General features: G+C 69.5%; 17 protein-coding genes. 4 read left to right on the top strand and 13 right to left on the bottom strand.

The features are described 5' to 3' along the window. Positions 1 to 144 precede the first annotated feature (144 nt). From KFLA_RS20130 to KFLA_RS20145, 4 genes are all read right to left on the bottom strand, one after another. On the bottom strand, positions 145 to 2,991 hold the full coding sequence (locus KFLA_RS20130) for a TIM-barrel domain-containing protein (protein ID WP_012921656.1): 2,847 nt from the start codon (positions 2,989 to 2,991) through the stop codon (positions 145 to 147). Continuing rightward, positions 2,988 to 6,314: a TIM-barrel domain-containing protein gene (locus KFLA_RS20135; RefSeq protein WP_012921657.1), complete on the bottom strand. Its 3,327-nt coding sequence runs from the start codon at positions 6,312 to 6,314 to the stop codon at positions 2,988 to 2,990. Before KFLA_RS20135 ends, KFLA_RS20130 begins: the two co-directional genes overlap by 4 nt. A gap of 116 nt (positions 6,315 to 6,430) precedes the next feature. After that, positions 6,431 to 7,612, bottom strand: coding sequence for an ROK family transcriptional regulator (locus KFLA_RS20140; RefSeq protein ID WP_012921658.1), 1,182 nt, complete (start codon positions 7,610 to 7,612; stop codon positions 6,431 to 6,433). Between the two features lie 181 nt (positions 7,613 to 7,793). Then, on the bottom strand, positions 7,794 to 8,975 hold the full coding sequence (locus tag KFLA_RS20145; RefSeq protein WP_012921659.1) for an epoxide hydrolase family protein: 1,182 nt from the start codon (positions 8,973 to 8,975) through the stop codon (positions 7,794 to 7,796). 101 nt (positions 8,976 to 9,076) lie between these two features. On the opposite strand from KFLA_RS20145, the gene KFLA_RS20150 reads away from it, so the two are divergent. Both KFLA_RS20150 and KFLA_RS36750 read left to right on the top strand, forming a co-directional pair. Then, entirely contained in the window at positions 9,077 to 12,034 is a 2,958-nt protein-coding gene (locus KFLA_RS20150; RefSeq protein ID WP_041289404.1) for a helix-turn-helix transcriptional regulator, read from the top strand. Positions 12,035 to 12,209: 175 nt separating this feature from the next. Further along, positions 12,210 to 12,359, top strand: coding sequence for a lasso peptide biosynthesis B2 protein (locus KFLA_RS36750; RefSeq protein ID WP_083792880.1), 150 nt, complete (start codon positions 12,210 to 12,212; stop codon positions 12,357 to 12,359). A 130-nt stretch (positions 12,360 to 12,489) separates the two neighbouring features. On the opposite strand, the gene KFLA_RS20160 is transcribed toward KFLA_RS36750, so the two are convergent. The 5 genes from KFLA_RS20160 to KFLA_RS20180 all read right to left on the bottom strand — a co-directional run bounded on the left by KFLA_RS20160 (position 12,490) and on the right by KFLA_RS20180 (position 16,816). Then, on the bottom strand, positions 12,490 to 12,762 hold the full coding sequence (locus tag KFLA_RS20160) for a twin-arginine translocase TatA/TatE family subunit (protein ID WP_012921662.1): 273 nt from the start codon (positions 12,760 to 12,762) through the stop codon (positions 12,490 to 12,492). 235 nt (positions 12,763 to 12,997) lie between these two features. Further along, positions 12,998 to 14,233 carry an Nramp family divalent metal transporter gene (locus KFLA_RS20165; protein ID WP_012921663.1) on the bottom strand — a complete coding sequence of 412 codons (1,236 nt, stop codon included), beginning with the start codon at positions 14,231 to 14,233 and terminating at the stop codon, positions 12,998 to 13,000. 153 nt (positions 14,234 to 14,386) lie between these two features. Further along, positions 14,387 to 15,112 (bottom strand): GAF and ANTAR domain-containing protein, encoded by a 726-nt coding sequence (locus tag KFLA_RS20170; RefSeq protein WP_012921664.1) that lies wholly within the window; start codon positions 15,110 to 15,112, stop codon positions 14,387 to 14,389. Between the two features lie 45 nt (positions 15,113 to 15,157). Continuing rightward, the gene (locus KFLA_RS20175; RefSeq protein ID WP_041290301.1) at positions 15,158 to 15,892 is read right to left on the bottom strand and encodes a GAF and ANTAR domain-containing protein; all 735 of its coding nucleotides are present in this window, start codon (positions 15,890 to 15,892) and stop codon (positions 15,158 to 15,160) included. Positions 15,893 to 16,144: 252 nt separating this feature from the next. Further along, positions 16,145 to 16,816 carry a fasciclin domain-containing protein gene (locus KFLA_RS20180; RefSeq protein ID WP_012919142.1) on the bottom strand — a complete coding sequence of 224 codons (672 nt, stop codon included), beginning with the start codon at positions 16,814 to 16,816 and terminating at the stop codon, positions 16,145 to 16,147. A gap of 413 nt (positions 16,817 to 17,229) precedes the next feature. On the opposite strand from KFLA_RS20180, the gene KFLA_RS20185 reads away from it, so the two are divergent. Continuing rightward, complete coding sequence (locus KFLA_RS20185) at positions 17,230 to 17,577, top strand: RNA polymerase sigma factor (protein WP_041289406.1); 348 nt, start codon at positions 17,230 to 17,232, stop codon at positions 17,575 to 17,577. 93 nt (positions 17,578 to 17,670) lie between these two features. On the opposite strand, the gene KFLA_RS20190 is transcribed toward KFLA_RS20185, so the two are convergent. Next, positions 17,671 to 18,132 carry a CGNR zinc finger domain-containing protein gene (locus KFLA_RS20190; protein ID WP_202796996.1) on the bottom strand — a complete coding sequence of 154 codons (462 nt, stop codon included), beginning with the start codon at positions 18,130 to 18,132 and terminating at the stop codon, positions 17,671 to 17,673. Positions 18,133 to 18,310: 178 nt separating this feature from the next. Here KFLA_RS20190 and KFLA_RS20195 point away from each other — a divergent pair, with 178 nt between their 5' ends. Beyond that, entirely contained in the window at positions 18,311 to 19,546 is a 1,236-nt protein-coding gene (locus tag KFLA_RS20195) for an MFS transporter (RefSeq protein WP_012921668.1), read from the top strand. Positions 19,547 to 19,600: 54 nt separating this feature from the next. On the opposite strand, the gene KFLA_RS20200 is transcribed toward KFLA_RS20195, so the two are convergent. From KFLA_RS20200 to KFLA_RS20210, 3 genes are all read right to left on the bottom strand, one after another. Beyond that, entirely contained in the window at positions 19,601 to 20,026 is a 426-nt protein-coding gene (locus KFLA_RS20200; RefSeq protein ID WP_012919215.1) for a hypothetical protein, read from the bottom strand. Positions 20,027 to 20,166: 140 nt separating this feature from the next. Next, a complete protein-coding gene (locus KFLA_RS20205) occupies positions 20,167 to 21,390 on the bottom strand; it encodes a hypothetical protein (RefSeq protein ID WP_012921669.1) in 1,224 nt (407 codons plus the stop codon). Positions 21,391 to 21,400: 10 nt separating this feature from the next. Further along, complete coding sequence (locus KFLA_RS20210) at positions 21,401 to 22,330, bottom strand: MurR/RpiR family transcriptional regulator (protein ID WP_012921670.1); 930 nt, start codon at positions 22,328 to 22,330, stop codon at positions 21,401 to 21,403. Positions 22,331 to 22,449 lie beyond the last annotated feature (119 nt).

Here is a 22,449-nt window from a genome sequence, read left to right on the forward strand (position 1 = left end):
GCCCGGCCGGGCAGGCGCACTCGTCCTGGCTTCGACACCATCAGGTCGGAGCCGATCGACCGATCTTGCGACAGCCGGTGACCCCAAGGTTCAGGGTCACCGGCTGTGCAGGGCCGCGCCGAGGAGCACGGTGGAGACGTGATGTCAGAAGCCGCCGGTCGTCGTACCCCCGCTCCCGGTCGCCGGTGTCACGAACGAGATGTTCGGGTCCGGCCCCCACTGATCGGCGGTGGCCGGGTAGTTCGCTTCCTGCCGCTTGATGCATTTCCACTCGACGGTGGTGCTCGGTGGCAGGTTCGTGATCGTCGCCGTCCAGGTCGGGTAGCTGGTCGGCGACAGCTTCACAGCGCTGGCCACGGACCAGGCGCCCAGTTGCGGCGCGCTGCCGACGACGTACACGGACTGGCCGGTCGTGGTGGTGCCGTTGGTGCAGGTGAACGTCTTCGACACGACCGCCTGGCCGAGCGTGAAGACGAAGGACTTCGCCGTACCGGTCGACAGCGCGGTCGACTTGGCGATGACCACGTTGCCGCCCGCGTTGTACCAGCCGCTCGCCGCCGCGTCGAACGCCGCTTTGTTCGCGTGCTGGGTGAGCGCGGTCCCGTTGAGGGTGACCGCCGACGCCTGCGTGTCGGCCACCAGTTCGACGACGTTCTGCCGCGACGTGGGTGCGCCCGGATACGTGCCGGCGGAGGCGGCGATGCCGACGGTCGCCGTACTGCCCGATCGTTGCTGGCTCAGGGCAGTGGTCCGCTTCGCACCGGTCTGGTACCCGACGGTCGCTCCGTCGTCCTCGGCGAGGGTGAACGAGGAGGCGGTGGGATCGGCGTAGACCCGGGCGACGAGCTCGTTGCGGGTCGTCCCGTCGGCCCGTTTGCCGACCACGTTCATCGTCTGGTCGTCCACGACCATCTTCGGGATGATCGCGCCGCCGCGGGCGTAGGCGGGCAGCTGGAACTTGCCGTTGCGCCACAGCGGCACGTCGGCCAGGGTCTGGCCGGTGCTGACCGTCTTGGTGTTGGTGTAGTAGTCGTACCAGGTCCCCGCCGGCAGGTAGACGTCGCGCTTGCGCTGGTTCGCCCCGGCCGCGACGCCGACCAGCAGGTCCTTGCCGATCAGCTTCTCGTGACCGACCTCGCGGACGTTCGGGTCGTTCTGGTACTGGTAGACCAGCGGCGGGATCAGCGGTTCGCCGGTGGTGTGGGCGCGGTGCGCGAGCGAGTAGTAGTACGGCGTGAGCTCGTAGCGCTGGCGCAGGTTGGCCAGGTTGCTCGGTACGTCGCCGATCGAGTCCGGCGAGGTCTCCGCGCAGTTGCACAGGTTCTCGGTGTGCGGCCGGATCGGCACGTCGAACCAGGAGGAGTTCGCGAACCACTGGGTGTAGAGCTCGTTCAGGTCGGTGTTGAGCATCTCCCGGCGGAAGCCGCCGATGTCGGAGCCGAAGTAGTCGATGCCGGACATCGACATGTGCATCTGGACGTTCTGCTGGGAGGCGAGCGCGGTGAGCTTCGACCCGATGTCGCCGGACCACATCGCCGTACCGGTCCGCTGGATGCCGCCGGCCGCGGACCGGGCCAGCATGAACGGCCGCTGCTGGACCGCGTTGTCGGTGTAGCCCTTGGCGATCCCGCGCGCCCACTCAAGGTTGTAGAGGTTGTGGTAGTCGGAGTGCGCGTGCTTGCCGGGCAGCAGGCCCGCGGTCCAGTCGTTGGCGTCGTACATCTCGGGCTCACCGAGGTCCAGCCAGTGCCCCATCACGCCGTCGTTGACCAAGGGCTGGCGCTGGCCGTTGTGCCACTGGGTGCTCGCGGCCGGCTGGGTCCAGTCGATCATGCCGCCGCGGCCCCACCAGTCGTTCCCGGTCAGGTACGCCGGGCTGCAGCTGGAGCAGCCCGCCCGGATCAGGTAGCCGGCACTGGCCATCGACGCGTGCTCGGGCAGGTTCTTGCCGATGTACGACTCCTCGATCGTCATCACGCCGACGCCGTTGGTGTTCTTGTACTGCGCCAGCTTGGTGGCCGGGTTCGGGAAGTTGACCGGGTCCCACTCCAGCGTGCCCATCCGGGTGCTGTCCGAGCCCGCGGTGACACCGCCGAACCAGTTCACGTCGAGCATCACGCCGTCGGTCGGGAACTTGTTCGCCCGCAGCCCGGTCAGCGTGGCGTCGATCTCCGACCAGTTGTCGTAGCCGTACTCCGACATCCACAGGCCGAACGCCTTCTTCGGCGGCACCGGCGGGCGACCGGTCAGCTCGAGATAGTCCTTACGCAGATCCGGCAGGTCCGGCCCGGACATCACGTACCAGCGCAACTGGTCGCCGAAGGTGTCCATCGTCCAGGGATCACCGGTCAGGTTCCACTGCTGCTTGTAGACCTGGTCGACGAACAAACCGTAGTTGGTCGTGCTCGCGCCGACCGCGAACAGCACCGGGATCTGCGCGTTGCCTACCGGACCGTTGTCGGCGTCGTAGAGCATCGCGTTGCCGTAGGCGCCGCCGGTCCGCTGACGCCCGACCCAGTCGCCGTCCGCGCTGCCGCCCAGGAAGAACTGCTCACCGAGCCCGTAGGCGTTCTGCATGGACGACTTGGTGAAGCTCAGGCCCTTCCAGGCCTGGTTGAGGTTGCGCGGGCAGGTGGTGTTCAGCAGAAGCTGCGGCACCCGGGTGGTGTCGTACACCGTGGCGCAGAGGGTGGTCGTGTTGACGTCCACCTTGATGCCCGGCGTGGTGAGCACGCCGCCGGCCTGGGTGAGGCTGGTCGGGCCGGGATAGTTGGTCTTGGCGATCTGGGTGGTGGTGAAGATCGGCGAGCCGGTGCCGGGTCCGGCACCCGCTCCCATCTCGAAGTGCACCAAGTCGTCGTCCAGGAACTCCACCACCAGGTAGTTGCCCCCGGCAGTGAACTGGACCCTCTGCACCACCGCTTGCGCCGGTGCGGCCGGCAGCACCACCAGCAGCGGGATCAGCAGCACGAAGGCCATCAGCCGCTTCATGGGCGTGCCACCGTGATGTTGTCGAGATTGATTCCGCCGGTGGCGTGGACCACCTTCAGCACGCGTTTACCCGCGGTGAGGTTGATCGTGAGCGTCGCGGTCCCCCAGGTGTCCCAGTTGCCGGTGCTCGGGAGATTGACCGAGCCGACGTTCACCCCGTCCACCTGGATCGTCCTGGTCGCGGCGGTCGGCGCGCCGTTGGCGTAGCGGAGCTTGATCACGTGGCTGCCGGTCGCGCTCGCGTGGGTGTCGACCTGGACGGCGTCTCCGGCCGTCTCGAAGCCGTCCACGAAGCCGGTGCCGGTGTACCCGGGGTGGTCGGTGTTGGTCGTCGTACCGGTGTTGCTGCCGAACTCGGCCTCGTACGCCGCCTTGTCGACACCGTTCAGTACGACGGTCCGCGCCGCCGCCGCGGACGCCGTCTTGACCAGCGTGAGCTGCTGGACCGGATCCCAGTACCAGCCCTCGGCTGCTGCCTGCAGCGCGGCGAGGGTGGCGTGCGCGGTCATCGCGACACCGCCCTTGGTCACGCTGGTCGGCTTGCTGGATGCCACCTGCAGTGTGCTCTTGGTGGCGAGCGGCGGAACGCTGACGGTGACTTGGTGAGCGGCGAAGTTCTCGGTGGAGGTGACCGTGCGGGTCAGGTTCGCCGAGTCCTCGAAGTACCCGTAGCTGGTCGTGCCGGACGGGTAGATGCGGAACGCCAGGTTCGTGTAGTTGTCGACGCTGTTGCCGATCGTGCCGCCCAGCTCGTAGTTCGCGTTCAGGTTGAGCGGGACGATGGCGCCGGCCTTGGCGTAGACGGGGATCGTGCCGGTGTCCGCGCTGTAGACCTTCGTTCCGGCGCCCTGAGCCCGGCCGCCGTTCCAGAAGTCGTACCACTCCCCCGCCGGCAGGTAGACGTTCTTGCTGGTCGCGCCCTGCGTGGTGATCGGTGCCACCAGCAACTGTCGGCCGAACATGTACTGCTGGTCCTGCGCGGCCGCGGTGGCGTCGCCCGGGTAGGCGACACTCATCGCCTGCATCATCGGCAGGCCGGTGGTGGACGCGTTCTTGGCTTCGGTGTAGAGGTACGGGATCAGGTTCATCCGGGTGTTCGCGAACTTGCGGAACTTCGGGATCACCGTCGTGTCGCCCGACCGCGCCTGGACGTTCCACGGCGTCCGGGCCTCCGAGACGCCGGGATTCGCCTTCTCCGAGTGGTACTGCATGATCGGCGAGAACGTCGCCTGCGCGGTCGAGCGCAGGTACAGCTCGCTGCTCGGGAAGGTGCCGGTGAAGCCGGCCAGGTCCCACGACCAGAACGGGATGCCGGACTGGCCGGCACTCTGCCCGGCCCGAACGGCCTGCTGGAAGGCGTCGAAGGTGGAGGCCTGGTCACCCGCCCAGAAGATCGAGTTGGCCTGCGCGCCCGCCGTACCACCACGACTGAACAGCACGCCCTGGGTGCTGGTCTTGGTCTCGACGAAGTTCTTGTAGGCCCGGGTGTACTCGTTGGGGTAGGCGTTGTGCAGCTCGTCGCCCTTGCGGCCGCTGCCGCTGGTCACGTTGCGGCCGAAGACCGCCTCGCTGCCGTCGGTCTTGAAGCCGTCGATGCCGATGTCGTCGAACAGGTACGAGCGCTTGCTCATCCACCAGTTGGTGGCGGTGGTCTTGGTGAAGTCGGGCACCGTGCTGTTGCCGAACCACTGACCCGACGGGATCCGGTAGGGGCCTCCGGCACCGTCCCCGAGCACGTAGCCCTGGGCGACGGCGTAGTCGCGGTCGTTGATGTGCTGCTGCGGCGCCGTCGGCGGGTTGGTGTCGAAGTCCTGCTTCAGCACCGGGATCTGCCACAGGATCATCTTGATGTTCTGGTTGTGGGCGGCGGTGACCATCGCCTTCGGGTCCGACCACGCGCTGCCCGGTGGGAACGTCAGGTCGCTGTAGGCGAGCGCCTGGCTCCCGGGCTTCGGCGTGTACGTCGCGCCGTGCCACAGGTAGAACGTCGCCTCGTCGGCCCACTGCTCGAGCACCATCGCCGAGTGCGGGATGTTGTTCGACGTGACGTTGGCCAGTTCGGCGTTCACCTCCGCCTGGGTGTTCCACTCGTTCGCGGACATCCACAGGCCGAAGGACCACTTCGGCGGCAGCTTCGGCCGGGCGGTGACCGCCGTGTACTGGTCGAGCATCTCGGCCCGGGTGCCGGTGAAGAAGTGGTAGTCGACCGTCGCGTTGAGCGCGCCCCCGGTGTCCACCGTGAACCCGGCCATGTCGCTGAGATGCGTGCCGAGGTTGAACACCGAGTACCGGGTGCTGGGCACGTAGATGCCGTAGCCGGCGGAGTTCGTGAAGAACGGGACGCTCAGGTAGGTGCGACCCGTCGGGCCCTGGTCCTGGTACTGGTTGTACACGTAGTTGTGGACGTCCTTGCCGCGCTGGTTCAGCGCGTCGTACCGCTCGCCGAATCCTTCGAAGCGTTCGGCGGCCGGTGAGAGCCAGTGGTCCTCGATCTTGGTGACCGTCGTACTGCCGTCACTGGCCCAGCCGGTGTTGCGGAAGACCGCGGGGTCGTACTGACGCGCGATGAGCGTGGTGCCGTCGCCCTTGTAGACCGCGACCCGGTACGGACTCTTCTGGATCTTCACGACCACCTTGGTGGTGGCCAGCTGCAGGGTGGTCGCGCTGTCGGTCACCGTGTAGGCCGTCGAACCGCTGATGTTCAGACCGGTCCCGGTCGGCGCGACCTGGACGTGGAAGCGGTCGGTCGCGGGGAACGCGAACCTGACCTTCGGGGTGAAGCTGCCCGCGGTGTCCCCGGTGGTGACGTCGACGCTGGTGCCGTTGTTGACGAAGCCGGAGACGTTGCCGGTCCCGGAGTACGAGGTGACCGCGAACGAGAACGGGCCGCTGGTCTTCTGGTTGGCGCCGTCGACGTCGGCGTTCACCGTGTAGGTGATCTTGTCGCCGCGGGCGAAGGTGCCTAAAGCAACTTTCCAGTAGGTGTTGTTGCCGCTGTTGTAGTCGAAGGCGGCGCCGACCGGGGTCTGGTTCACCCCGTTCTTGGTCCAGGTGATCCAGACGGTCTGGCCGGGCGAGACCGGCCAGGTGGTGGCCTTGACCTGGACGGCCTGGCCCGCCATCGGGTCACGGGGCGCGCGTTCGGTCGGGGCCGTGTTGTAGAGCTCGTCCGCGCCGTACGGGGCGTGGAAGACGCCCGTCAGCGTGCCGGCGTACGCCGGCGTCGGAGCGAACTGGAAGAGCACGGCGGCGAACACCAGCAGCGCGGCAACGCAGCGTTTGCGGAGGAGGGCGGGTTGTCGGGGCGTGACGGCATGACTCATCTACAGCCTCACTTGTCTGCCCGGCGCCGGCCGGGAGTGTGGGTTCGGCGCGGCCGGGACAGGTGTCCGGCGCGCCGGGGCGGATCCCGGCCGCAGCCGGGGGTGTGATGGTTCGGTCAGGCGGAGCGGGTGGTCAGGGACGGGCGGTCGGCTTCGTCGGGTCGGAGGTTGGGCTGGAAGAGCTCGCCGAGGAAGAGGCCGGCGGCTCCTTGCGCCCAGGCCTCGTCGTCCCAGTCGTCGACGACGACCTCCAGATCACGCTGGAGCCCGTCGAACACGGCCTGGCGCAGAGCGGTGTCGAAGCCGGGCAGCAGCAGGTCGCTCGCGCGCGTCCCCTCCCCGGCCAGCACGATGAGCTTCGGATTCAACAGGTTGACCAGGTTGCCGACGGCCGTCCCCAGGGTCCGGCCGACATGGTCGAACACGGCCCGCGCGGCGTCGTCGCCGCCTCGCGCCAGGTCGACCGCTTGCTCGATGGACGACGTGCCGGTGGCGGTGAGAATGGCCGGCTCGCCGATCAGTGATTCCAGGCAGCCCCGTGCGCCGCAGGCACAGACCGGACCGTCGGGCGCCACCTTGGTGTGGCCGAACTCGCCGGCACCACCGCCGGCACCGCGGTACAGCCGGCCGTCGAGCACCATGCCGAGGCCGACACCGCGCCCGATGCTGACGACGGCGACGTCGGACACCCCGCGGCCGGCGCCGAACCACTGCTCGTTGGCGACCAGCGTGTTGACGTCGTTGTCCACCACGACCGGGAGGCCGGTGCGCTTCTCCAGCAACGCGGCCAGGTCGACGTCGTGCCAGTCGGAGTACGTCGCGTGCCGCACGACCCCGCTCGCCCGGTCGATCATGCCGGCCAGACCGACGCCCACGCCGTACACCGGGCCCACCTTCGCGGTGAACCTCTTCACCACCGCCGCGACGGTCCGCACGACGGTGTCGACGTCGTCGTTCGCCACCGCGACCGTCGCCCGCTGGACGATGGCCGCGTTGAGATCCGTGAGCACCGCGACGACGCGGGTCTCGGTGAGCTTGATGCCGATCACGTAGCCCGCATCCGGCTTGAGACCGAGCAGCACCGGCCGCCGCCCGCCTCCGGACGACGCGATCTCGCGCTCCTCGACCACACCGGTGCCGATCAGTTCGCCGACGATCTCCGAGACGGTGGGCAGGCTCAACCCGGTCCGCTTGGCCAGCTCCGTCCGCGACACCAGGCCGCCACGAAGCTCGCCCAGCACCAGCGACGAGTTGATCTCGCGGATCAGCTCCTTGCTGCCCACCCGGACCGGCTGCACCCTGCCACCCCCTCTTACTAAGGTCACCGAAGGAAGTCCTCGGACGCTAACCCGCGGTGATCGCCAGGTCAACAGTTCGACGCGGTGGGGTCGTGCCGGTCAGCCCCTCGGCCACCGACGCCGGAAGCCCGCCGGTCTCTCGGACCGGCGGGCTTTCCGGATGGTGGACGGCGGATTCGGACTACCGGGTCAGGTGGCGGAAGAACCCCCGGATGTCGTCGATCAGCAGGTCGGGCGCGTCCTGGGTCGCCCAGTGGCCGCCGCGGGGGTGTTCGGTCCAGGAGACGATGTTCTGGTGGTCACGGTCGGCGAAACGGCGCAGCGGGGTGAAGTCGTTGGCGAAGCTGGCCAGGCCGGTCGGGGCCGTCGTCGGCTCGGTCGGGTGCTCGGCGTGGTGGTCCTCGTAGTAGAAGCGGGCCGAGGACGCGGCCGTGTTCGTGAGCCAGTAGATGGTCGCGTTGGTGAGAACGTGCTCGTCGTCGCAGCTGGCCAGCAGTTGCGCGATCCAGGCGAGCTGGCCGGTCGGTGAGTCGGCCAGCGCGTGGGCCAGGTTCTGCGGGCCGGTCTCCTGCAGCCGCGCGTACGCCGACATCTCCTCGTTGAACTTCTGCAGGAACCCGAGGTACTCCAGGTCCTGCGGCGTCATGCCCTCGAACTCGGCCGGGTCACCGGACGGGAAGGAGAACAGCTGCGTCACGTGCACCCCGATCACCTGCTCGGGCGCGATCCGGCCGAGCTCCGGGCTGACGAACGACCCCACGTCGTTGCCGTGGGCCCCATAACGCTGGTAGCCCAGCCGCCGCATCAGCTCGGCCCACGCCCGCGCGGTCCGGTGCCGGTTCCAGCCCTTCTCGTGGGTCGGGCCGGAGAACCCGAAGCCCGGCAGGGACGGAACGACGAGATGGAACGCGTCGGCGGCGTCGCCCCCGTGCGCGACCGGATCGGTCAGCGGGCCGATCAGCTCGAGGAACTCGACCACCGAGTTCGGCCAGCCGTGCGTCAGGATCAGCGGCGTCGCGTCCGGCTCCGGCGAACGGACGTGCAGGAAGTGGATGTTCTGCCCGTCGATCGTCGTGGTGAAGTGCGGGTACTCGTTCAGCCGCGCCTCCCACTTGCGCCAGTCGTAGCTGTCTCGCCAGTGCTCGACCAGCCGCTGCACGTACTCCAGCGGTACGCCGTACTCCCAGCCGGGTACCACCGGCCCGCGCTGCACTCCGTCGGTGACCTGGTCGCGCGGCAACTCGTTGGTGTAGCGGACGCGCTGAAGCCGGTCGACGAGGTCGTCGAGCTGGGCCTGGGGTACCTCGATCCGGAGCGGCCGCACCGATTCGTCGGCGCCGGCCGGGTGGTTGTTCGTCTGCATGTCGGTCTCCCTGAAGTTGAGCCTTCGCCGGACCTCCGCCGGTTTAGCATCAAGCGTGCTGACGGTCCGGCTCCGGCGAATCCCTGGTTTGCGGTATATCCATGTCCGGTGACGATCTGTCCCGTACCGCTGGACAGCCGGTGATCGCGCCGTACGTCGGTCGCGATGCCGAGCTCGCAGCGCTGCGGACGGCGGCCGCGCGCGTCGAGGCGGGTGACTCCGCACGGGTCCTGGTGGTCGGCGAGGCCGGGATCGGCAAGACCCGGCTGATCAGTGAGTTCACCGCGCCGCTGGGGGCGGACTGGCTGACCGTCACCGGCGGCTGCCCCGAGCTCGGCGCCGAGCACTTCCCGTACGTCGCCTTCCTGCCCGTCGTCCAGCAGCTGGTGGTGGACGAGGGCGGCGCCGCGTCGCAGACGACGCTGCGCATCCTGCTGCGTCAGCACCCCACGACCGCCCCGGACGAGCCCGCGCCGATGCCGGCCGAGGCCCCTGGCCCGGCGCCGCCGTCCGAGCCGGCTGTGGAGGCGCCCAGTGGCCGGCTCGCGCTGCTGCACGAACTGCTCGCCCTCATCGAACGCGCAGCCTCCGGCCGCCGCTTGCTGCTGGTGGTCGAGGACCTGCACTGGGCCGACAGCGCGAGCCGCGAACTCTTCGGCTACCTCGCCCGGAACCTCGGACGACTTCCGGTCCTGCTGGTCGGCACGGTGCGAACCGGCGAACTGGCGGCCGGACATCCGGTGCGCCAACTCGTCGCCGAGCTCGGCCGCCGCCCCGACATCGGAGTGCTGTCGCTGGAGCCCTTGGGGCAGCGGGACGTCGGCGAACTGCTGACCGCGGTCGACGGCCGGTACGACCCGGCGCGCGCCGCCGCCATCCATCGCCGATCCGGCGGGAACCCGATGTTCGTCGAGGCGCTGGCCCGCGAGGAGCCACGCACGACCTCGCCGGCGACCGGTGCCGGGCCCAGCCCCCTGCGGACCCTGCTGCAAGAACGGGTCGCGAGACTCTCGGAGGCCGCTCGCCCGGTCCTCGCGGTGGCCGCGGTCGCCGGTGCCTCGGTCAGCCACGATCTGCTGACCCTGCTCGCCGATCGCCCGGACGGCGAGCTCAACCGGGCATTGCGTGAGCTGGTGGAGCACGAGCAGCTCCTCCCGACGGCATCGGGCTACGAGTTCCGGCACGCGTTGATGCGTGAGGCGGTGTACACCGGCTTGCTGCCGGGCGAGCGGCGCCGGTTGCACGCCCGCGCCGCGTCGGCGCTGACCGGGCGCCCGGATCTCGCGACCCTCGGCCTGCCGGCGGCCGAGCTGGCCGAGCACTGGCATCTTGCCGGCTGCGCCGACGAGGCGTACCGCGCGGCGCTCGTGGCCGCCGACGAAGCCCGAGCCAGCTTCGCGTACGGCGCGGAGCTCCGGCACCTCGAGCGGGCGCTCGCGCTCCAGGCCCCCGACGACCCGGCGCGACTCGAGCTGCACGAACGGGCCATCGCCGCGGCACTGCCCGCGGGTCAGGGCGAGCAGGGGCTGCGGCACTGCGCCGCCGCACTCGAGCTCGTCGACGCGGTCAGCGAACCGGAGCACGCCGCGCTTCTCCTGCTGGATCGGGCGCAGTGCCGCAGCCGTCTGGATCTCAGCGGCCGGGCCGATGTCGAGCGGGCGCGTGAGCTGTTGCCGCCGGACCGTCCGTCGTACGCGCTCGGTCTGCTGCACTACGTCCTCGCGATCGACGACGCGACCGGGCGGTATGCGGACTCGTCCCGGGAGCACGCTCGCCGGGTCCTCGAGCTCGGCGAACTCCTCGACGACTACCGGCTGCGGTGCCGCGGGTCCGCGGCCCTCGGGATGGCCGAGCTCGCCGGCGACAACCTCGACGCCGCTGAGGTCGCGCAGGCGCGGGCGCGGCGGATCGCGACCGCGATCGGCGACGACTTCGCCCTGGTCGCGAACTCGCTGTGGGAGTGCGCCAGGCTCGGCAAGGCCGGCCTGTTCGAGCAGCTGGCCGCGCAGGCACCGGTCGCGATGCGGGAGGCCGAACTGCTCGGGATGGGCCAGTGGCGCGGTCCGTTGTTCATGGTCAATCTCGCCATCGCACAGGTCTGTGTCGGCCGATGGGACGACGCGGTCCTCACGCTCGAGCAGGCGCTGGCCGAGGAGCCGGAGACCCTGTACGCGCTCGTGCTGCGGCTGCAGCTCGGCACTTTGTCCCTGTGGCGGGGAGATCTCGACCGCGCGGCCGCCTTGATGCCGACGCCCGAGGAGCTGCACCGAGGTTCACCCGTGCTCCGGAACTACCTGCTGGGGTTCGCCGTCTCGTCGGCGTGCGCGCTGGCCGTCGCCCGGCAGGATCCCGAGTCGGCCGGGCCGGCGGTCGCGGACTTCCTGCGCCACGCCCTCAGCCCGGAGGCGTCCCCCAAACCGGATCAGGACGCCCTGCTGGGCATAGCGATGCTCCAGCGTGCGCGGCTGGCCGCCGCACCCCGCAACCGGGAGATCGCCGCCGATGCCGCGTCGATCCGCGCCACCCTCACCGGGCTGCTGGCCGAACTCCGGCCCCGGGCGCCGTACCCGATGGCGTACCAGGCAACTATCGCTGCCGCGCTGGGACCCGGTCGACTGGCTGACTGGGACGAAGCCACCGAGCACTGGCGCCGGATCTCCCACGTCCCCGGGATGATCGAAAGCCTCATCGCGGCCGCCGAAGCCGCGCTGGCCGGCAGCAATCGCGCCGGCGCCCGCCGCCGTCTCGAAGAGGCTCGGGACCTGGCCACGCCCCTCGGCGCACAACTCTACCTCGACCGCATCGCCGCCCTGGGCCGGCGCGCGCGCCTGGAATCCCCGGTGACCGGCAACGAGGCCGACTCCGGCGGCCTGACCCCCCGCGAGTACGACGTACTCCGCCTGCTGGCCCGCGGCCTGCCCAACCGCCAGATCGCCGCCGAGCTGTTCATCTCCCCCGCCACCGTCGGCGTGCACGTCTCCCGCATCCTCACCAAACTCACCGCCACCACCCGCACCGAGGCCACCGCCCGCGCCCACTCCCTCGGCCTGCTCGACTGATCTCGCGGTGACGGCCGGGGTTGCCGATCGCTGTCGCGAGATAGCGTAAGTGGTCGATCTTGCCGGGAAGCTCTCGCAGTGAGTTGCCGATGGCGGCTTCCACTGTCGCGCGGCCTCCCATCCATCGGGCCGCGGTGGCCTCTCCGAGGGAGACCCGAATCCGCTCGCTCAAAACCTGAACGTGGTTCCCACCTGGCAGGTCGGCGTGAAGGTGCTGCCCCCGTTCACCGCCCACGCCTGGGTTGAGGCCGAGGGACAGCTCATCGGCGAAGGGTCGCCGGCCGGCCACTTCCACGTGCTGATCTCCGTGCCGCCGAAGGGGTGATCGTGGCGTAGCGGTCGTCGATGAGGGTGAGCGCGCCGAACGCCACCAGCAAAGAAAGCCGGCGCCAGCAGTCTCCTCGTCGTACCCGAACGCAGTACGCGCAGACGGAAACGCTGCATCAGAGTGGAGGTCAAGTACGGGCGTCGTACGGCGCGGGGCCGGTTGAGCGCGGCGTACTGGGTCCAGCGACGGCGGACTTGTCATCGTCGCCGTGGACCAGGTGCTCACCGAGCTCGCCAGCGGGCTTGTTCGCGCCAGGACCGACCTCCTCCGCCCAGATCTTCTTCGACCTGCCGAGCTGCTTCACCAGCGTCGGCAGCTTCGCCGACCCGAAAAGCAGTACCACGATCCCGAGGATGATGAGCCACTCCGCACCCTGCGGCATACCGAGAAGTGTTTGCATGACGTCTCCTGTCCAGTGAATTTGATCGGCCGAACGAGGTCGTGGACGACACGATCGGCCAGTTGGACTTCGGAGCCGTGAGCCCGCGGGATGGGCGGTGCAATCCTCAGACCGCGGATTGGCGCGCCGGGCCGCACGGCGGGGTCAGTCTTGCGCGGTCCTGCTCGTCAGGTGGTCCGCCGACAACGGGCCAAGGCGCAAGGGGTGGCGTCACTCACTGTCGGTCCTCTTGCGCTCAGCCGCGGAAAGTGAGCACGATCAGGACGAGGTTCAGCGCGGTGATCGCCGCGGCCACCAGGCAGGCGACGAGCGTGGTCTGCCATCGGTTGACGAACTCACCCATCACCCGCTTCGAGGCGGTCAGCCTGACCAGCGGCCAGAGTGCGCAGGGGATGCCGAAACTGAGCACCACCTGCGAGACGACCAGCGCGCGGCTGGGATCGATGCCGACGGCCAGGATCACCATCGCGGGCAGCAAGGTGATCAGCCGGCGTACCGGAAGCGGCACGTGGCGCTTCCAGAACCCCTCGAGGATGACCGAACCGGCGTAGGTGCCGACCGACGAGGACGCGAAACCACTGGCCAGCAGGGCGAGAGCGAACAGCAGCGCCGGCATCCGGCCGAGATCGTCGCCGATCGCTGCATGAGCGGCGTCGAGGGTTTCCGCGCCTGAACCGGTGAGCGCCGCCGCTGCGACGACCACCATCGCGAGGTTCACCGCGCCGGCCAGCGCCATCGCGATCGCGACGTCCAACCGGGTCGCTCTGAGCACCTGCAGCTTGCCGACCGCCGATCGCAGCGTCTTGCCGTGCCGGTCGGTGACGAGCGCGCCGTGGAGCCAGATGGCGTGCGGCATGACGGTCGCTCCCAGCATGCCGGCGGCCAGGACCAGGGAATCGGTGCCGTCCAGCCTGGGCACGAGTCCGCCGATCACCGCCGCGCCGGAGGGGTGCGACTGAACCGTCGAGACCACGAACCCCACCAGCACCACCGCGAGCAGTCCGACGATCGCCGCCTCGAACGGTCGCTGACCACGCTTGGACTGGTAGATCAGCAGGGCGAACGACACCACGCCGGTGATCGCGCCGCCCAGCAGCAGCGGGATGCCGAACAGGAGGTTCAACGCGATCGCGCCCCCGACCACTTCGGCCAGGTCGGTCGCGATCGCGACCAGTTCGGCCTGGGCCCACAACCCGGTCGCCGTCGAGCGTCTGAACTGCTCGCGACACAACTGCGGAAGCGTTCGCCCGGTCGCGATGCTCGCCTTCGCCGCGAGGTACTGGACCAGCACCGCCATCAGGTTCGCGCCCACCACGACCCAGCACAACAGGTACCCGTACGTCGTACCGGCGGCGATGTTCGTGGCGAAGTTCCCTGGATCCACGTACGCGACCGCCGCGACGAACGCAGGCCCGAGAAGCAGCAGGCCGGAACGGTTCAGCTGACGTTTCAGTGGAGCCGGTGCATACATCGCGCCAGCCTTTCGATCGACGACACGGTCCTGAGTCCTTCGGAGCCCGCCGACCGCCAGATGGGCGGGCCCGTCGTGGAGGGCGTCAGCATCGTCGGTCTCGCGCGACGAGATCACCGCCGCCGCGGGCCTCGGCCGGCCCGGGCGACTACCTCAGCGTGGGCGCTTCAGCTCGTCGGCCGCGATGCTGCCGTCGATCACGGCTTCGGCCACGGTCCGCAGCGGCTGATTGGTACGGCGTGCGTAAGCGCGCATCAGGGTGAACGCCTCATCCACACCGATCCCTGCTCGCTCGGACTGGATACCCTTGGCCTGTTCCAGCAGGACGCGGCTGTTCAGGGCGCCTTGAAGCTGCTCGGCCAGCACCTCGCCCTGCCGGACGACGCGTTCGTGCAGCAGTCCCACGGTGGCGATGTCGCACAGCGCCTGACCCAGTTTGACGTCAGCATCGCTGAGGACGGCGTGCTCGGCGCAGAACAGGTTCAGTACTCCGATGACTTGCCCCCGCAGCCGCAGCGGCAACGCGTGGGTGGAGCGGTAGCCGAACTCGGCGGTCGCGATGTGGAACCTCGGCCACCGCTGCTGCACTTCGTCCAGGTTGATGTTGGCCATCTGCTCGCCGGTGGAGTAGCAGTCCAGGCACGGGCCCTCTTCGTTCTGTACGGCGAACAGTTCCAGCACGCGGGCCTCCTCGGTGGTGGAAGCCATCACCTGCAGGACATCGTGCTGATCGGCCAGGATCAGCCCAGCCGCATCGGCGCGCAGCAGCTCGACACTGCGCTCGCACAAGGTGTGCAGAAGATCCAGGACGTCGAAGTCGTCGACCAGGGTGTCCGCGAGCTCCACGAACACCTCGGCGAGGCGAAGTTCCCTGCTCATACCGTGCTGCCTTTCCGGACCTGGTCACGCCCTGTGCAGGTGGTTTCATTCATGATGGTCGTCCTCGGGAGAAAAGGTCACCCGCCGAGCGACCACGTCCTTGGCGAGCTCCAGCAGCCGGCGGTTCTCGGCGTAGGCGCGGGCCCTCAGCAGCAGGAGTGCGTCGTTGAGGCTGACCGACGCCTGGACGGTGACGACGCCCGTCGCCTGGTGGATCTCCCGGCGGCCGTCGGCCGCGTCGGCCAGTTGCGGATGCAACTGACCAGGTGTCGCCGAAGACTGCAGATCCAGCAGGATCGTCGTTGCGGCGGCCGCGTGGTCGAGAGCCTCGGCGAGTTGGAGACTGTCCAAAGAACCCGGCGTGTCGCGATACAGGTCCAGCACTCCCAGCCGGATCGCGCCGACCTGGAGCGGGAACGCGAACACCGCGGCGATGCCGGCCTCGGCTGCGGCGGGAGAGAAGCCGGGCCATCGTGACCGCGCCTGGGCGAGGTCGGGCTGCAACACTGGCCGCCGCTCGCGGAACGCGTTCATGCAGGGACCTTCACCGATCGTCTGCTGCAGCTCTTCCATCAACGCCGCGGGCCCGTCACTCGCCGCGAGCGTACCGCCGTCGCCCTTCGAGGTCATCAGCGCCACCGCGGCTCCAGTGACCGGCACCGCCCTGATCACCGAGGCGCACAGCCGGTTCCACACCGTCGGACCGTCGCGCGCGGGAGGGTCCGGCTGCTCGAAGCCCAAGGTCTCGATCAAGATCTGCCGCACGCGTGTTGACACCATCGCCTCACCCCCGGCCTCGGTCTGCACCTGGGGTGTCCGCGGTGAGCGGTTCGGACATCGTTTCCACCCTTTGTGGTCGGCACTCCGCAGGAGCGCGCCGCCAGGTCCAGGGCAGCGACGGAAGCTGTCGAATGAGACACCTGTGCCTCTTGTGCTGATGGTACCCACTCCCCACTCAGCGCTGGCCCAGGTCAGGCGATTCCAGCGACTCCCCGACGGCACCGGCCCGTTTGATGCGGCCGGTAGGGATCGTCAGGCCGCCGGCGGCATCAGTACGGTGTCGATCAGGTAGACGGTCGCGTTGGCGGTCTTCACGCCACCGCAGATCACCTTGGCGTTGTTGACCATCAGGTTCTGGCCCGAGCCGGTCACGGTGACCGCGCCCTTCTGCACGGTGGTCTGCTTGCCCATCACCGCCGTCGGGTCGAGCTGACCCGGCACGACGTGGTAGGTCAGGATTTTGCTCAGCAGCGCGCTGTCGGTCTTCAGCGTGTTGATGGTCGCGGCCGGGATCTTGGCGAACGCCGAATCGACCGGCGCGAACACGGTGAACTCGCCGCCGTTGAGCGTGGAGACCAGGTCCACCTTCGGGTTCAGCTTGCCCGACACCGAGGCGACCAGCGTCTTGAGCAGCGGGTTGCCCGACGCGGCGGTCGCGACCGGCTCGGCCGCCATCCCGTCGATCGACCCGGCGCCGGTGGCGTTGGCCTTCGCGTAGTCCGCGCAGCCCGGACCGACCAGACCGGACATGTTGTCCATCGACGGCGAGCTGCTCGGCGTCTCGGCCGGCGCCGAGGACGTGGTGGTCGCGGGGGCACCACTGGAAGCGTTGTCGCCGTCACCGTCGCTGCCACAGGCCGCGGTGGCGAGCACCAGGGCGAGAGCGGAGGTGGCCAGGCCGACGCGAACGATGTTCTTGGGCATGACGAAATCTCTTTTCGGAAAGGGTTGTCCAAGAGCGGAGGCGACTACCGCCTCCGGCCACTCGCGGATGCTCGCGGCTGACACCGGTACTTCGGCACCGCCACCCCCGCGGATAGGTGCAGCACTCAACAACGCGAGCTCGGCCAGTACGCCGGGCTCGACGGTGCGGAACTGCTGCACCTGCTCGACCCCACCGGGACGTACCTGTACCGTCGAATGCGAGCCATGCGCGATCGGGAACGATCAAGCTGCCCCAGACCTCGGCGGCCACAGGCACTGTCGCTGATTCCGGAGGAGATGGCTCCATGCCCACCATGCGCAGCCGACCATCTGACCACGCCGCGGACAGACGGCCCCGTCACCAGCCTTCCGCCACCGCCGCGGAGCACCTGTGCGACACCCACTCCGCAGCCTTGTTCTCGCTTGCTCTCGCGCTGACCGGAGATCGTGTACGGGCGGAGGGCGTCGTCGTCGACGTCATCTCGGCGGCGTGCTCCATGCTGTCGCTGCCGGACGTCGAGCTCCGTCACGAACTCTCTCGGCGGACCTATCGACGGTGCACAGCCGCCGGCCCCGGCCACGCGTCGACCGTCGGGACCGAGGAGGGGCGGCAACGCGCCGCCCTGAGCCTGGTCCGGTTCGGCGGCCTCGACTACTGCGAGACCGCCGCCGTCCTCGGACTGCCGTCGCCAGAGGTCGCCCGCCTGCTGAACTCCGGCCTGCACGAGCTCGTCCTCACACCCGAGCATCCCCGCCCCTGACCGCGGCAGTCCCGTGCGACGGAGCAGCGCGGGCGCCCACCGCGACCACTTCTGGTCGTTCTGCTCGACCGGGCGGCGGCCACGACGTGCGGCTCAACTCACCGATTCACCGCCGCGACGAGCGCGGTAGGCGGCGGTCTTGGCACGGGCCGTACAGGGAGCGCTGCAGAACCGGCGGGAACCGTTGCGGGTCAGGTCGACATACACGGCGTCGCACCGGCTCGCCTCGCACCGGCCGAATCTGCCGGCACCGTAGCCGTCGACGATCAGAGCCAGCGCGGCGGCGAACTCGCCGCCCAGCGCATCGACCGGGTCGCGCTCCGAGCCGTGAAAGTGCAGGTGGAACGGCTGGCCTACATCCTCGACCAGATAAGGCTGCGCGCCGTACCGGCGGATCATGGCGTTGATGGCCGCGGCCGTGTCCGCCGGGGACGCGGCCACCAGTGCCGCTCGCAGTTGCGCGGCCAGCTCCCCCAGGCGATCTCCCGCGTCAGCAGCGGCCTGAAGAGCCTCTCGCTGACTCGCACTGACGTTGGCGGCGAAGGCCTCGGTCAACTCGTCACCCTGGGGCGGCTGAACGGGGGCGCCACCCCGGCTCTGCGCCGTAGCCAGGTTGACCAACTCGGCGATCAGCGGCGCTTGCCGAATGACGTTACAGGCTATTTCCACTTGACCAGTAACTCCTCGGTGAGATGTCATAGGCGAAAGTCGTATAGATAGTAACGGAGTCGCCGTGATTGTCGCGTATGGTCGCCTGCTCACCCACCCAGGCGTCACCTACTTGCTGGCGGTGAACCTGGTCGTCAGGTTGTGCACCCCGGTCCTCAGCCTCGCGTTGCTGTTGGCGGTCGTCGATCAGCACGATTCGTACGCCGCCGCTGGGCTCGCGCTGACCTGTCACGCGCTGGGCGTCGCCGCGTGCGCACCGATCGGCGGCCGACTGGCCGATCGCTTCGGCGCGCGCCTCATCCTCAGCAGCTACCTCGTCGCCCACGCTCTGGCCTATTCGCTGATCTTGCTCAGCTTCCAGTCACAGGCCTCAGCGACCATCGCTGCCGCGGCTCTGCTCGGAGCCAGCACGCCGCCGGTCAGCGCGGTAGCCCGCAGCGCCTGGCCACGCCTGGTTCCGAGCGACCTGCTGCCCACCGCCTATGCGATGGACAACGCGATCAACGAGGTGATGTTCATCGCGGGCCCTCTGCTCGTACCGCTGCTGATGCTGGCGATTCCGGCCCACGCAGTGGTAATCGTCGCGGGTGCCGCACTGCTGCTCGGCACCGTCCTGCTGCTCCTGTCCGCAACGGTACGACGCTCCGGCGTCGAACCGTCCGCCGCTCCGCAGAACATGTCCCGATGGCGCCGTCTGGTCGGCCCCCTGACGCACCGGCCGACACTCACCATGCTCGTCATCGCCGCCTTCGGCACCGCGTCCTTCGGCTGCCTCCGGATCGCGACCGCAGCCGAGGCCACCGAGGCCGGCTCAGCGGCCTCGGCCGGGGTCCTGATGGGACTGCTCGCGGCCGGCGCCTTGGCCGGCACGATCGGCTACGGCGCCCAGGTCCGGCGGCTGAACGGCAAGCGCCTGCTCGTCGTGCTGTCGGTCGCCGAAACCATCATCCTGCTCGGCGGCACGATCGCGCCCGGATTCGCGACGATCGCCGTACTGATGGTCGTCGCCGGGCTCGTCACCGGACCGCGGGACGCGCTGCAGCCCGTGCTGCTCACCGATGACACACCCGCCCGGTACCACACCGAGGTCTTCGCCTGGCTCAGCACCTTCATGTGGACCGGCTACGGCCTGGGCTCCGCCATCGCCGGCCGTCTCACCGGCTCCGACGACAACGGAACCCCAGCCTTCGTGGCAGCCGCCACCGCAGCCCTCCTCGGCGCGCTCCTCACCGCTCTCGCCTACCGACCCTCGCCCCTCGCCCTGGTTTCTGCCCGGGGACCGGGCTCGCGGGCGGCATAGCCTTGCCAGGTGCCCGGCGCTCACCACGCCGGGCACGGCCTGAGCCGTACGGCGTCAGCGGCGGGTCATGGTGGACTCGTAGCCACCGCCGCCGGGGTAGATCCACTCACCGCTCATCACCTGGTCGTCGGCGCTGAACGTGCCCTCGAAGTACGCCGGGCTGCCCTTCGGGCCACCCCAAATCGTCAGCTTGTCCCCGCTCAGCTCGTAGGTGTAGTCGAGGGTGTTGCCGGCCGCGTCGTAGAAACGGGACACCACATCGGCCCCGGCCGGTTCGCCGAACGGCCGCAGGTGACCGATGACCTCCAGCCCGGTGATCGACTGGCCGTACTGGGTCAGCTCGACGTGCTGCAGCAGGAAGAACCCGCCCTCCATCCACTCGTACCGCACGACGCCCTCCGCGCCTCCGGTCACGGTCCACTCACCGACCAGCCGGTCCAGCGCCTTCAGGTCCGCACTCGGCTGCACGATCTCGTTCATGGTGGTCTCCTCGATCTCCGGTGGGCCCCGTCGGCCGCACTCACCGACACCTCGGAGCCGGGCAGGATGACTTCAACATGCATCGGATGTGATCCAAGTCATAGTTGCGGTTCGGCGTCCGGCGCACCGCGCTCAGCCGGTCAGAGGGTGAACGGATTGGCGCCGGTCGCGGCCAGCAGGTACCACGCGGTCGCCCCGGTGTGGAGAGCGGCGTAGTACAGGTCGCCGAACCCGGTGTCGAGGCCGTCGCTGGACGCCGACACGATGCCCTTGCCGTCGGCGTTGGGAGCGCGGCGCTGGGCGTCGCGGAGGCCGGCCAGGTAGGCGTTGATCCGGGCTTGATCCCCCGGGGCCTGGCGCAGGTCCAGGGCGGCGACGAGCTGAGCGGTGCCCTCGAACCACACCTTGCTGGTGTCGGTCGTACTGAAACTGATGCCGGTGAATCCGCCGTCGTTCGCGGTGAGGTTGGCGATGGTCCAGTCGACGGCCTGGCCGTAGCGAGCGTCCTTGGTGGCCAGATAGGCCCAGGTCTGCACGTCGGCCGGGATCGGGTCGCGGTTGATCGTGACGCCGTCGGGGGTGGTGCCGGTCCAGATCATCCGGGCGGTGCCGTCCCACATCGCCCGAACGAACGCGAAGGCCTGCGCGGAACGGGCCGACCAGACGCGCTGACCGGTCTGGCGGTGCAGCATCGCGAAGAAGGCCCCGATGTCGATGTTGTGCTCACTGGCCTTGAAGGTCAGTGGCTGGTCGTCAGCGCTCCGGCCGCCGGTGTAGCCGGGGATGCCGGCCGCCGACCAGGTCCTGGACTGGATCCAGTCGGCGGCGGTCAGCGCACCCGTCAGGTACTTGCGCTGCCCGGTCCGCTGGTACAGGTGACACAGCGCCATCCCGACCCAGGCCTGGTTCCCGCTGTACGCCGCGGGCGAGCCGATGTACGGCGTACCGTCCGCGGTGACGAGCGGATTGGGCTGGTACGACGCCCGCGTGCGCCCGTCACCGATCGGGTCGTTCGCCTGAACGTAGAGCAGCACGTCGCCGAGCATCGTCGCGCGGGCCAGCTGAGCCGCCGAACCCTCCTGGAGCAACGCGATGACGGTCAGGGCGTCGTCGTACAGGAAGGACGAGACGAAGTTGATCCCGGCGAAGTAGCCGCCGGTGTAGCTCTGCGGGACCCGCAGGGTCGCGCCGGCGCCGTACTGGTCGATCTTCTCGGCCAGGAACTCGAAGGCGGCGGCCGTCGAGGCGGCGGCGTTGCGGCGGCGGCCGGGGGTGGCGGTCGCGGAGGTGGCGGCCGTGGGGGCGGCGATGACCGTGCCGAGGGTTACAAGACTGCCGAGCACGGTGCGGCGGGACGGGCTCATGGGGACTCCTTCAGCTGGGCGGGGTGCGGCGTCGCCGGGGTCTCGGCGCCCGGTACGGGTCGATCGCCGCGGCGGTGGTTTCCAGGGCCGCCAGGGTGCGGGCGTGGTTGAGCTGGGCGACCCGGGTGTAGAGCACGTCGAGAACGAGAAACTGCGAATGCCGGTCGGCCAGGGCGTCGGCCTGCGACGACCCGGCGCCTCCGGGTGGGACGGTCGTCAGGGCGCTGCCATTCTGCGCGGTGGCGAGCACGAGGCCGGCCTCGCCGGCCAAGGCCGAGGTGGCGTCGTTGGTGATCGCGATCGTGCGGGCGCCCCGCGCCGCGGCAGCGCGCAGTACGGCGATGGTCTCGGCGATCTGGCCGGAGTGCGAGATGCCGATCACCACGTCGCGCCGGTCGGCCAGAGCGACCGAGACGAGTGCGCTGTGCAGCTCCGGCCACACCCAGCAAGCGAACCCGATGCGGTGCAGCCGGATCCGGAGCTCGTCCGCGGTGATGCCGCTGGTGCCGACGCCGAACAGGTGGATCGCCCGGGCGTCACTGATCGCCCGCGCGGCCTCGTCGACCGCGCCCAGATCGAGCTGATCGGCGGTGTCGAGCAACGCCTGGGTGTTGGCGCCAACAATCACCTTGAGGACCTGATCGAGCTCGTCGGCCGGTTCGATCGAGCGGCCGATGTCGGTGCTCCACCGGCTTGGTGCGGCCCGGCCCACCTCCTCGGCAAGCGCCACCTTCAGCTCGGCGAACCCGGCCAGCCGCAGGGTGCGGCAGAACCGGGTGACGGTGCCGGGCGAGGTCCCGGTGCGCTCGGCCAACTCGGTGATGGTCAGCCGCGCCGCCTCGCCCGGCTCAGCCAGCAACGCAGCGGCGATCCGGCCGAGGGCGCCGCTCAGTCCCGGCTGCTCGGCGCGCAACCGCGTGAGGAAGCCGGGATCGTCCATGGCGGTCTCCTGCTCGATCGAATGAAAGAAATTTCCACCACCGCCAGACCGGAGTCAAGAGATCGAAAAGTTTTCCATCGAGCGCGCCGGTTCTCGATCCGGCGGTCGCGAACCACCGG

The sequence above is a fragment of the Kribbella flavida DSM 17836 genome, assembly GCF_000024345.1.
GTDB lineage: Bacteria > Actinomycetota > Actinomycetes > Propionibacteriales > Kribbellaceae > Kribbella > Kribbella flavida.

Bases quoted from the DNA above. Each gene is read 5' to 3' on its own strand.
- KFLA_RS20175 (WP_041290301.1), bottom strand. From the start codon at position 15,892: ATGGTGTCAACACGCGTGCGGCAGATCTTGATCGAGACCTTGGGCTTC.
- KFLA_RS20180 (WP_012919142.1), bottom strand. From the start codon at position 16,816: ATGCCCAAGAACATCGTTCGCGTCGGCCTGGCCACCTCCGCTCTCGCC.
- KFLA_RS20165 (WP_012921663.1), bottom strand. From the start codon at position 14,233: ATGTATGCACCGGCTCCACTGAAACGTCAGCTGAACCGTTCCGGCCTG.
- KFLA_RS20135 (WP_012921657.1), bottom strand. From the start codon at position 6,314: ATGAGTCATGCCGTCACGCCCCGACAACCCGCCCTCCTCCGCAAACGC.
- KFLA_RS20170 (WP_012921664.1), bottom strand. From the start codon at position 15,112: ATGAGCAGGGAACTTCGCCTCGCCGAGGTGTTCGTGGAGCTCGCGGAC.
- KFLA_RS20205 (WP_012921669.1), bottom strand. From the start codon at position 21,390: ATGAGCCCGTCCCGCCGCACCGTGCTCGGCAGTCTTGTAACCCTCGGC.
- KFLA_RS20130 (WP_012921656.1), bottom strand. From the start codon at position 2,991: ATGAAGCGGCTGATGGCCTTCGTGCTGCTGATCCCGCTGCTGGTGGTG.
- KFLA_RS20150 (WP_041289404.1), top strand. From the start codon at position 9,077: ATGTCCGGTGACGATCTGTCCCGTACCGCTGGACAGCCGGTGATCGCG.
- KFLA_RS20160 (WP_012921662.1), bottom strand. From the start codon at position 12,762: ATGCAAACACTTCTCGGTATGCCGCAGGGTGCGGAGTGGCTCATCATC.
- KFLA_RS20200 (WP_012919215.1), bottom strand. From the start codon at position 20,026: ATGAACGAGATCGTGCAGCCGAGTGCGGACCTGAAGGCGCTGGACCGG.
- KFLA_RS20145 (WP_012921659.1), bottom strand. From the start codon at position 8,975: ATGCAGACGAACAACCACCCGGCCGGCGCCGACGAATCGGTGCGGCCG.
- KFLA_RS20210 (WP_012921670.1), bottom strand. From the start codon at position 22,330: ATGGACGATCCCGGCTTCCTCACGCGGTTGCGCGCCGAGCAGCCGGGA.